Source organism: Celeribacter baekdonensis B30 (genome assembly GCF_000299875.1).
GTDB lineage: Bacteria > Pseudomonadota > Alphaproteobacteria > Rhodobacterales > Rhodobacteraceae > Celeribacter > Celeribacter baekdonensis_A.
Map to the genome: position 1 here is coordinate 37,760 of NZ_AMRK01000004.1, position 11,188 is coordinate 48,947.

Consider the following 11,188-nt stretch of genomic DNA (forward strand, 5'->3'; position numbering starts at 1 on the left):
ATGGATAAACGTATTGTTCTCATCACCGGCGCAGGCATCGGCATTGGCCGTGCCACCGCTCTGGCCTTTGCCGCCCAAGGCGATCATGTCGTTGTGACCGATGTGCTCGAAGACAAAGGCAAAGCCGTCGTCGCAGAGATCGAGGATGCCGGTGGCAGTGCAGAGTTCCACCCATTGAATGTGCGTTCTACCGAGGCGGCGGATGCCTTGGTCGGTGATCTCAACGGCCGTTTTGGCGGGATCGACGTGATCGTTGCCAATGCGGGCATCGCCCTGCGGGTTCCGATGTCGGAGATGACCGACGAGACCTGGCATGAGACCCTCGACATCAATCTCTATGGCATGTTGCGGGTGATCCGTCCGGCTTTGCCCGCGATGAAAGAGGGCGCGTCAGTCATTTGCCTCTCTTCCATCATGGGCACGAATTACGGTTGGGACGAGCATGTGCATTACTCGACCGCGAAATCCGGTGTGATCGGTATGATCCGCGGTCTGGCGGTGGAATATGCCCAGAAGGGCATACGCGTCAACGGCGTCGCTCCGGGTTACATCCGCACCGCGCAGCTTCTCAATCCGGGGCATAGCCTCGGGCCGGATGCTGCCGAGATTGCCTCGCCTTACATCCCGATGAAGCGACTGGGTGAACCCGCTGAAATCGCCAATGTCATCAAGTTTCTTGCGTCTTCTGACGCGTCCTACCTCACCGGTCAGGTCGTGACGGTGGATGGGGGCCTCACCCCCGGCCGCTACTGAAGTCGCCAATGATAAGAGGCGAATAACGCCTCGTTTTCTTTCGATCAACGTCAATACGCCAGCAACAGGGAAAGACACTATGACTTTGAAATCCAACCGCCGTACCTTTCTGAAATACGGTGCCGCTGCGGGGGCTGCCGCCCTCGGTTCCGGTTTGCACCCTTGGTCGCGCATGGCTTATGCCGCGAACCTCTCCGATCTGGAATTGCGCACCACCGGTCTGTCCACGACCGTTCAGGATCGCATTCTTGAAATGTTCAAGGCCCAGACTGGCGTCGGAGCGACCTCTGGCACGCCGTCCACATTTCCGGATGCCCAGACCAAAATCCTGTCCGGCTCCTCGGATTACGATTGCTGGGAAATCATCGGCGAGCGTCTTCCGGCGCTGATCGCGACCGACAATGTGGAAACCATTCCGGCCGCGGAGCTTCCGAACTGGGCGTCGATCCGCGACACCTTTACCAAAACCGATCCGAAATGGCAGCCGCAGGAGCAGATCTCCGGCCAGATTTGGGCGGACGAGGCGCAGACACAGCTCTACATGGTGCCAGCGGTCTACAACTACGATTCCATCGGTTATAATCCCGACGTGTTGAGCGCCGAGGAGGCCAACACCTGGACCGCGCTGTTCGATGAAAAATGGCAAGGGAAGTCGGGCCTGAACGTTGACCCGCTCATCGCCATCGGTCAGGCCGTCCTCGCAATGAATTCGCTCGGTTTGCTTGAGGCGAAAAACCCCGGCAACCCGACGAAATCCGAAATCGACGAAGCCGCCAAATTTCTTATCGCCAAGAAGAAAGCTGGTCAGTTCCGTGCGCTTTGGGGCGATTTCGGTGAGTTGGTGAACCTTATGGCTTCGGGGGAAATGGTCGTCTGTGACGCGTGGCAGCCCGCCGTCATGGCGGTGAAGGCACAGGGCAAGCCCGCCAAATACGCGACACCAAAAGAAGGGTATCGCGGCTGGGCCATCGGTCCGTCAATGCTCAAGGGGACGCCGAACCGCGAGGCGGTCATCGCCTATGCGAACTTCTGGTTGTCGGGGGAGCCGGGCATCGCCGTGACGGAACAGGGCTACTATTCGCCGTCCACCAACATCAAAGACGCGATGGACCCTGATAAATACGCCTTCTGGTATGAGGGCCAGCCGTGGAAAGGCGAAGCCGAGCGTGGCATCAATCCGGGCGATCTGCGCGATGGCGGCTCTCTTGAGGAGCGCGCGTCCAACGTCGCCTACTGGCACCAGTGGCCGGATGAGTACGATCACCTGATCATGCGTTGGGACGAGTTCCTGAACGCCTGATGTGACAGTGGGCGTCTGATGGCTCTTCGGACGCCCGCCCATTTCCAATGCTTAAAACCGAAAGTTGAGTGCCATGGTCCACGACCTCGAACTTATTTCCGTTGGTAAAACCTATCCTGACGGCACCGTTGCTGTTTCCGATTTCGACCTGAAAGTGGAGAAGGGCGAATTCGTGGCCTTTCTTGGACCAAGCGGGTGCGGCAAATCCACGACGTTACGGATGATCGCAGGGTTTGAGCACATCACCAATGGCGACGTCTTGATGATGGGACAGAATGTGACAGATGTCCCGCCTGAGAAACGCCCAACTTCTATGATTTTTCAGAACTATGCGTTGTTCCCGCATATGTCGGTGCGCGAGAACGTCGCTTTCGGGCTTGATGTCAAAGGCGCCCCAAAAACGGAACGTGACCGCAAGGTGGATCGCATCCTCGATATGTTCGATCTCGAACGTTTCGCAGATCGCAAGGCGGATAAACTATCGGGGGGGCAGCGTCAGAGGATCGCGCTGGCGCGTGGTCTGGTCGTTGAGCCGGAAATACTTTTGCTCGACGAACCGCTCGGAGCGCTGGACGCAAACCTACGACGGATCATCCAGAACGAATTGAAACTTTTACAGCGCGAACTGGGCATCACCTTTATTTTTGTGACCCATGCGCAATCCGAGGCTCTTGGTCTCTCGGACCGCGTCGTGGTCATGTCCAACGGGGTGGTGGAACAGATCTCCCCGCCGCGCGACTTGTATCGCAGGCCGAGAACGCCCTTTGTCGCGGAGTTCATTGGCTCGAACACGGTATTCGAGGGCATACCGAAAGGGGCGGCGGACAAAGGGTTTGGCCGGATTGAGACACCCTTCGGTCTGATCGAAGGTGTCGGGCTTGGCAATGAAAGCCTTGCTGTCGTGCCTGCCGAGGCCTTTCGCATCACGCCACAGAACACGCCGGGCGAAATCCGGTTCGAAGGCCGCCTGGCCGAGCGCAAGTTGGTCGGCGCCGTCGGTCATCTCAAAGTGCGTCTTTCAGAGGACCGTGAGATTGCCGTCGAAGTGAGCGCGGATCGTCCCGAGGTGCGCGCGCTTGAACTGGGCGCACCGATCACCCTTGGGGTCGATCCGGCCTCTGTCACTCTTATTCACACTTAACCCCCCAACAGGAGACAAATCCAATGGCAAAAGAAATTCTCGTCGGTTTCGGGATTGATGTTGACGCCGTGGCCGGCTGGCTCGGGTCCTATGGTGGCGAAGACAGCCCCGATGACATTTCCCGCGGTCTGTTCGCAGGCGAAGTCGGCTCTATGCGTCTTCTCGATCTGTTCGACAAGTTCGGGATCAAAACCACCTGGTTCATTCCTGGCCACTCCGCAGAGACCTTTCCCGAACAGATGAAAGAAGTCGCAAAGCGCGGTCACGAGATCGGTATCCACGGCTATAGCCACGAAAACCCGATCGCCATGACGCCTGAACAGGAAGAGGCGGTGCTCGACAAGTGTATCGACCTGATCACCGAACTTTCGGGCAAGCGTCCGACCGGCTACGTTGCGCCGTGGTGGGAATTCTCTGCCGTGTCCAACGAGCTTCTGCTCAAAAAGGGTATCAAGTACGATCACTCTTTGATGCATAAGGATTTTGAGCCGTACCGCGTGCGTGTGGGCGACACATGGACCAAGATCGACTACGCCGGCACGCCCGAGGACTGGATGAAGCCGCTGGTGCGCGGTGAGGAAACCGATCTGATCGAAATTCCTGCCAACTGGTATCTCGACGACCTGCCGCCGATGATGTTCATCAAGAAATCCCCGAACTCCCACGGTTTCGTGAATCCCCGCGACATCGAACAGATGTGGCAGGACCAGTTCGATTGGGTCTATGAGAACATGGATTACGCCGTTTTCCCGATCACCATTCACCCGGATGTCTCTGGCCGTCCGCAAGTGTTGCTGATGCTGGAACGTTTGTTCAAACATATGGCCTCGCATGAGGGCGTGAAATTCGTCACCATGGATGAAATGGCCGACAACTACGACCAAAAGTTCCCGCGCGGCTAAACCTCGCTGTGCCTTTGGCGGACGGGCAATTCCCGGCACCGTCCGCCATTTAACGAGACGAAGGAGAGAGGCATGTGTTCGCTTTGCGGTATTCTTGGCTGTGATGATCACTGGACCAACGCGATTGTGCGCCCAGGTGTCTACACCCGTAATCATGACACGCAATCGCGCCGGGCCGAGGGCCTGCGACGCCTGAAGTCTGCCAATGCAGTCCTCTCATATCGCCGTCTTAAACTCGATGTCTGGCAAGGGCGGTCCTATGTCATGACGTCCCCCACCGGTGGCTCCAGCGTGTTTGAGGCCCTGTCTCATCTGTGGTCGGAGGCGGAGGCCTTATCTGGCCGCGATCTTGATCCGCTCGACGATGATCTTATTGAATGGATGGAAGAGAGGACAAGCCTATGACTCCTGTCATCCTGCTCACCGGGTTTCTTGGGTCTGGCAAAACGACGCTTCTGCAACGCCTGCTTACCGATCCCTCGATGAAAGGCGCGGCTGTGCTGATCAACGAGTTCGGCGAGGTTGGGTTGGATCACGCGCTGCTGGATCGCATTGATGACACCGTGGTGGTGTTGAAATCCGGTTGTATCTGTTGCACCGTTCGGGGTGAAGTGGCCGATGCACTGTCCAATCTCCACAGCCTAAGGGCGCGCGGGGAGATCGCCTTTGATCGGGTGGTGATTGAAACGACAGGGCTGGCGGACCCATATCCCGTCTTGCAAACGCTGACGGCGCATCCTGTGCTGCGGTCACATTTTACCAATGGCGGCGTTCTCACAACAGTGGACGCGGTCAACGCTGTGCTTCAGGTCGAGCATCGCTCAGAGGCCGTGCGTCAGATTGCGGCGGCGGACCGGATCGTGTTGACCAAGACGGATCTCACGGAGCCAGAGATGGAACAGGCGCTGCGGCGGCGTCTCGCGCGGATCAATCCGGGCGCACTCATTTTGACGACAGAGGCTTCTGTTGACGTGATCCTTGAGGGGTTCGGCTCGACCGCTTTTGCCAATACTCTTGCCGGCGAGGGAGGAGGCGATCCCCTTTGCGGCCCCACCTGTGATCACGCAGAGCACCAACATACCCACCACCATGATCATTCACACAACCGCCACCACGCGCATCACTATGACGACGCGCTTGGCGTCACCAGCTTTTCCTTGGTGATCGAACAGGAGATCGATTGGACTATGTTCGGGACTTGGCTTACACTTCTACTGCATAAGCACGGTGAGAGGATTTTCAGAGTGAAAGGTATTTTAGCGATCGAGGGCGAAGACAGTCCGATTGCGATACACGGTGTTCAACATCTCGTTCATGCTCCGACCCATATGGCGAATTGGCCAAAGGGACCACGCCAGTCGCGGATCGTCTTTATCCTTGAAGGGCTTGCGCCGGACCAAATTCGCCGCTCCTTTACAGCATTCATGGGGATTTCTGAGGCCAGGACTGCGGCGGAATGACAGAGCCGCTTCGCATCCTGACAACTGAAATCCAGCCTTGGCGCTTTCTGAAAGACCGCGCCGAGAGTGATCTTGGGTTCCCTCTTGAATTCATCGAAATGGATTTCAACAGCGCGCAACGTTCCGCCGCGCTCGACCCGGCAAGCTATGATGTTTATGATCAGTGTTTTCACAATCTCGACATTGTCTGGTATTGGCGTGCGGTGCAGGCCATTGATACCCGCCGGATTACTCATTGGGACGATTTGGGTGAGTTGTCACGGATGCCCGGCGCGCCGGGGCGTCAGGCGCTGGGCGATGTTCCTGCTTCACGTCTGTTCGTTCAACACGACATGACCCTCTCGAACAGTCCGACAGGGCAGATATCCATGCTGCCCACCTTTTACAATTTTGACAGTTTTGCGGTTGAAACCACTGACGTAGATGTCGACCGCGACATCGTGAGTTGGGCGGAACTGCTGAATCCGAAATGGGCGGGTCGAGTCGCATTGGTGGATGAGCCGGCGATCGGCCTGTTCGATCTCGCTATGGCACTGGCGGCATCGGGGCAGATGAGTTTCGAGAATATGGGCAACATGAGTGTCGAAGAGATTGATGTGTTAAGCGAACATGCCCGGTCTCTGATCCTTAGCGGACATTTGAGTCCGTTCTGGCTTCGTGCGAATGAGCCCGTGGAGCGGTTTTTGGAGTGTGAACTCAAACTCGCCTCGATCTGGTCACCCACCATTGTCGAAATGAAACGCCAAGGTGTCCGCGTGCGTCAGGCCCATCCGCGCGAAGGCTACCGCGCCTGGCATGGCGGCATGTGTCTGTCCCGCGTGCTGGAGGGGGAAAAACTCGACCGCGCCTATGAGTGGTTGAACTGGTATCTTGATGGCTATGCGGGGGCTGTGGTGGCGCGACAGGGCTATTACATGTCCGTCCCGGAACGGGTGAAAGCGCATCTGCCACAGGCCGATTGGGCGTATTGGTACGAAGGCCAACCTGCGGCACATGGTCTTAAGGATGTGGCCGGACGTCTGGCGATACGGGCGGGGGAAACCCGTTCGGGCGGCTCTCGCGAAGACCGGTGTCGCCATATCGCGATTTGGAATTCCACCATGGACGAACATAACTATGTCGTGCGCCGGTGGAATGAATTGGTTGATTTGGCGGCGTCCAAGGCGCGCACCAATCGCCGCGCCAGCTAAAGAAGAAACGCACCATTCGAGAGAAGGCCCAATGAAAAATGTAACCCTCATCGCCACCGGCGGAACCATTGCCTCTTCTGCAGATAAAGCTGCGGGTGCCGTGAACGCGGGGCTGACCGGCGAAGCGTTGTTGCGCAGTCTGCACGATCCGCTGGATGGCATTTCTGTCGTGGTTGAGAATTTCGAGGCCGCAGGCAGCTATGCGCTCGACCTTGCCACGATTCATCACCTGTGTCGCCGCATTGATGCCGTGCTCTCCGACGATGCGGTGAATGGGGTCGTCGTCACCCATGGGACCGACACGATGGAAGAAAGCGCATTCCTTGCTTGGGTGCTCACGAAAACGGACAAACCCGTGGTGTTCACAGGCGCACAGCGCCATGCCGGTCAACCGGATACGGATGGGCCACGCAACATCCACGATGCGATCTGTGCCGCTGCCAGCACAGAGCTGATAGGCGTGGGGCCGGTCATCCTCTTCGAGGGCGACATTCATGGTGCGCGCTATGTGACAAAGGCCCATACCTCCCGCGTGGATACGTTCCGTTCGATTGGCCATGGGAAATTAGGCGAGGTGGATCATGGCAAGGTGCATCTTTACACGCGTCCCGCGCAGGCGCGTGTGGCGTTTGATACGCCGAAGCTCGACCCGGATGTTGAATTGATTGGCCTCGGTCTCGGCAGTACGCCACGGCTGATGGGGCTGGCGGCGGATCATGGTGCCTCAGGGATTGTCCTGTCCGCTTTTGGGCGCGGCAATGCGCCGAAAGGCTTTGCCGGAGAGGTCGCGCGTCTGGTTGCAAAAGGCTGTATCGTCGCCGTCGCGTCCCGTTGCCAAGAGGGGCGTACTCGCGCGGTTTATGGCAAAGACAGCGGCGGGGTGACGCTGGTTGAATATGGCGCTTTGTTGGCGGGTGATCTGTCCGCCGTGAAAACCCGATTGCTTCTTTCCGCTCTGCTGGGGGCTGGGCTATCGGGAAGTGCTCTGTCGGAGGCGTTCGCCCGCTATGTCTGACTTGCGAACATCCGCTCATCAAATGGGCAGGCGGGCGGTTGTGGCGCATAAAACGCCCACAACATTGACATGTCTGGCAGCATCACCCTTTCCCTGTCTCAGGTGAAAGGCGTGACGCTTTTGGCAGACCGATTGAGCCCGTCAACACCCCAGTACTGCACCAAACTTTGCTCAATACGCCGCGCTTTGAAGAAACCATTTGCAACAGATTCGCTGCATTGCCAATATTGATGACTGGGGAAGCATGACAGGCAGTGATCACGTTGGACTGTGCATTCAAGATGATTTAAGCAATGAGAACCGCAATATCTTTGGGTTTTTAAGTGTCATTGCATTTGGTTGCATTCGATTTGGGTGTGCCCTAATGGTTTGACCAGGTTGTTTTCCATCATCCTAAACGCTGTATGAGTTAACGTCGGTTGTTACATTTCAACTTTAGAGGCATACATGCGAATTCTGGCAGTCGACGACGACCCGTACATACTTGAACTTCTTCCGATGATTGCGCTAAAGGCGGGGTTTTCCAAAATGTCGACGGCGCCTTCCGGGGCCGCCGCGTTGGATATTTTGAAAAACAGTGAGACACCATTCGAATGCCTCCTTCTGGATATCAACATGCCTGAGATGGATGGTATCGAACTTTGCACTCATATCCGTGCAATCCCCTCCTATCGCAAGGTTCCGATAGTCATGCTGACTGCGATGAAGGAGCGGGAGTACATTGATCGTGCCTTTGAAGCCGGGGCCACAGATTACGCCAGCAAACCGTTCGACATCGTTGAATTGCGGACGCGTTTGCGACTGGCAAAAGAACTCCTCGTCGCCCGGAAAAGCAACCTGCACACGAGTGGCGAGCGTTTGCCGCAGCCTCCCTCGGCTGGGGTCGATACCCTATCCCCTCTTTCTGAAGCCGTGATGATTGAGGGTATCAAAAACCTTGTCGATGAAAGAGCCTTGGAAAATTACCTGAAACAGCTTTCGAGAGCGGGTCTTGGGGGCTCACATATCTTTGCTGTCAAAATACACCAAATCGAAGCCATCCATTCCCGCGCCTCGGTGGCAGAGTTCTCATATGCGCTCACGGAGGTGATAGATGCGATTTCCAATGTGTTGGGCGCGACCCGCCATCTGATGTCTTATGTCGGCCACGGCGCCTATATTGTTGTCTCCAACGGGCTGCGCTTTGAAAGCTCCGAAGAGTTGGAAGCCAACATTCAGACCATTCTCGACGAAAAGAACTCCGAATACGACAATGGTGATCCTCTTGACATCGAAGTGTCCGCCGGAAGCCCGCTGCACCCCAACACCAGTGTGGCGCTCTTGATCCAACAGACTTTTGAACGCGCCATTGCGCGTGCCGAGGCCCGCGTTGAAGAGAAACAGAACGGGCCGAGACCGATCAATATTTACTCAGCCTACGGTTTTCAAAAGTGATCCGAAACAAATCAGTGGGTTGAACTCCCGCCTGGGTCCTCTGTCGGAACTGTAAACCAAAATGTGGTGGTCTCGTCTGGAATGCTTTCAAAGCCGATTTCCCCTCCCGTCTGCTCAACAATTTGTTTGGTGATGCTGAGGCCCAGACCGGTCCCACCGTTGGTCTGTGTCGTTCCGGGAGAGGCTTGGAAAAAAGGCTCGAACATATGAGCCTGCATGGGGGCCGGAATGCCATCGCCTCTATTGGTGACTGTAATACGCACGGCTTCGCTGTGCTCTATAACAGAAATGTCAATTGAACTCCCTTTGGCGGCAAATTTTGTAGCGTTCGACAGGAGGTTGGCCATCACCTGTTCAAATCGTTTAGGATCAACAAAACCGCGCACCGTCCGGTCCGGGCAGATGACGTTGCACCGCACACCGGATATATCTGCCGCAACCAAATTTGCCATAACGGCTTCCTCAACCAGCAAGACGAGTTGCTTTTGCGATAAGGTGAACCGCATTTGCTTGGCAGAAAACTTTTCGAAATCCAGAATGTTATTGACCAGATCGCGCAGGCGCTCGCCGTTTCTTTGCGCAATGAACAACAACCGCTGAACCTCATCCGACAGGAGTTCGTCGTCCAGGGAAGACAGCAGCATCAAAGAGCCAAGAACCGAGGTCAGAGGCGTTCTGAGTTCATGACTGACAGTTGACACGAACCTGCTTTTAAGTTCACTCAGCCGCCGTCGTTCGGTGATATCTATGATTTGGGAGACGCAATATTCTGGATGGCCATCCGCGTCTTTGATCATGTTCACGGTTAAGTGCCCCCACATAATGGCACCGTTCGCACGGATGTAGCGCTTTTCCATCTCGTAATGCGCAATTTTACCGGCCTTCAATTGGGCAAACAAACGAAGGTCCTCTTCCAGATCGTCAGGATACGTCAATGTCTGGAAATCGGTGGCCTGAAGCTCCTCCGTGGAATACCCTAAAAGATTACACACAGCCTCATTGACACGCAGGATCTCACCTTCCAAGCCGACAATGATTTTCCCAATGACCGGGCTTTCGAAAGAGGCTCTGAACTGTTCGACACTCGATCGCAGAGCGCTTTCAGTGGCCTTGATGTCAGAAATATCCGTCATTGCACCACTCAAACGAACAGGCTGACCAGCTTCATCCCGTTGCGAAACTGCAATATCGGTGCGTATCCAACGCCATTGCGATCCATCCCGCGACCGTAATCGATATTCGCAACGGGCACGTTCGTGTGTGTCTTCGAGACAAAGGCGGATTGGCTCCAGTGCGGCATTCAGGTCGTCAGGATGCACGCGCCCGCGCCATTCCACCTGAACGTCCACATCGTCCGAGGGGCCCAACTCCAGCAACTCTCGCCAGATATCCGACACAATCACGGTGTCCTCAACGGGATTGTATTCGAAAACGCCAATATAAGCCCCAACGATGGCATTGTTCGCTCGCGTCAACTCGTCCCTGACCAATTTTTCGCTTTTCAATTCGTTTGAAATATCTCTCAAAACCAGTGCATGCTGTGGACCCTGATCGGCATCAATCCATATCGTGACATGGACCGAGAGAGTGAGCAGATCCCCGTTTTTATGGCGTCCCGCTATTTTTTTAATGAGGGTATCCACGGCGGGAGGTTCGATGAAAGCATTCAACTCAGCCAAGGATTCAACGCATAAAACATCACATATGTTGCGTGCTATCAACTCGCCCTCGTCATAACCGAACAAGTGATCGGTCTTGTGATTGCTATGCAATATTTGACCTTCTGATCCTAAAATCATAAGCGCGACCTGCATGTGTTTGAAGGCTTGAATGATCGCAGAATCTTTCAATTGGTTGCTCAAAGCTCTTCCCCACGCGTTTCGCAAATGACAGATGCACAAATCCGGTGCTGTCACTCAGCTTTCCGATGCGATTGAATTGGTGGCCTTAGGCCGCGCCTTTGTCTACCTTGCTTTTCGAGTTTTTTGTAAAA

Annotated in this window: 10 protein-coding genes; 9 read left to right on the forward strand and 1 reads right to left on the reverse strand. The window is 55.7% G+C overall.

Annotated features, from left to right (window positions below; genetic code table 11):
- The 9 genes from B30_RS08295 (at position 1) to B30_RS08335 (ending at position 9,195) form a co-directional block, all read left to right on the forward strand.
- A complete protein-coding gene (locus B30_RS08295) occupies positions 1-753 on the forward strand; it encodes an SDR family NAD(P)-dependent oxidoreductase (RefSeq protein ID WP_009571597.1) in 753 nt (250 codons plus the stop codon).
- A gap of 79 nt (positions 754-832) precedes the next feature.
- On the forward strand, positions 833-2,053 hold the full coding sequence (locus B30_RS08300) for an ABC transporter substrate-binding protein (RefSeq protein ID WP_009571598.1): 1,221 nt from the start codon (positions 833-835) through the stop codon (positions 2,051-2,053).
- A gap of 73 nt (positions 2,054-2,126) precedes the next feature.
- Complete coding sequence (locus B30_RS08305) at positions 2,127-3,194, forward strand: ABC transporter ATP-binding protein (protein WP_009571599.1); 1,068 nt, start codon at positions 2,127-2,129, stop codon at positions 3,192-3,194.
- A gap of 23 nt (positions 3,195-3,217) precedes the next feature.
- Positions 3,218-4,096 (forward strand): polysaccharide deacetylase family protein, encoded by an 879-nt coding sequence (locus tag B30_RS08310; RefSeq protein WP_009571600.1) that lies wholly within the window; start codon positions 3,218-3,220, stop codon positions 4,094-4,096.
- A gap of 72 nt (positions 4,097-4,168) precedes the next feature.
- Positions 4,169-4,501: a hypothetical protein gene (locus B30_RS08315; protein ID WP_009571601.1), complete on the forward strand. Its 333-nt coding sequence runs from the start codon at positions 4,169-4,171 to the stop codon at positions 4,499-4,501.
- Positions 4,498-5,556 carry a CobW family GTP-binding protein gene (locus tag B30_RS08320; RefSeq protein WP_009571602.1) on the forward strand — a complete coding sequence of 353 codons (1,059 nt, stop codon included), beginning with the start codon at positions 4,498-4,500 and terminating at the stop codon, positions 5,554-5,556. The genes B30_RS08315 and B30_RS08320 overlap by 4 nt, the downstream gene beginning before the upstream one ends.
- A complete protein-coding gene (locus tag B30_RS08325; RefSeq protein ID WP_009571603.1) occupies positions 5,553-6,746 on the forward strand; it encodes an ABC transporter substrate-binding protein in 1,194 nt (397 codons plus the stop codon). Before B30_RS08320 ends, B30_RS08325 begins: the two co-directional genes overlap by 4 nt.
- A gap of 31 nt (positions 6,747-6,777) precedes the next feature.
- Complete coding sequence (locus B30_RS08330; RefSeq protein WP_009571604.1) at positions 6,778-7,761, forward strand: asparaginase; 984 nt, start codon at positions 6,778-6,780, stop codon at positions 7,759-7,761.
- Between the two features lie 447 nt (positions 7,762-8,208).
- A complete protein-coding gene (locus tag B30_RS08335) occupies positions 8,209-9,195 on the forward strand; it encodes a response regulator (protein ID WP_009571605.1) in 987 nt (328 codons plus the stop codon).
- An 11-nt stretch (positions 9,196-9,206) separates the two neighbouring features.
- On the opposite strand, the gene B30_RS21335 is transcribed toward B30_RS08335, so the two are convergent.
- Positions 9,207-11,057 carry a sensor histidine kinase gene (locus tag B30_RS21335; RefSeq protein ID WP_009571606.1) on the reverse strand — a complete coding sequence of 617 codons (1,851 nt, stop codon included), beginning with the start codon at positions 11,055-11,057 and terminating at the stop codon, positions 9,207-9,209.
- Positions 11,058-11,188: the final 131 nt, after the last annotated feature.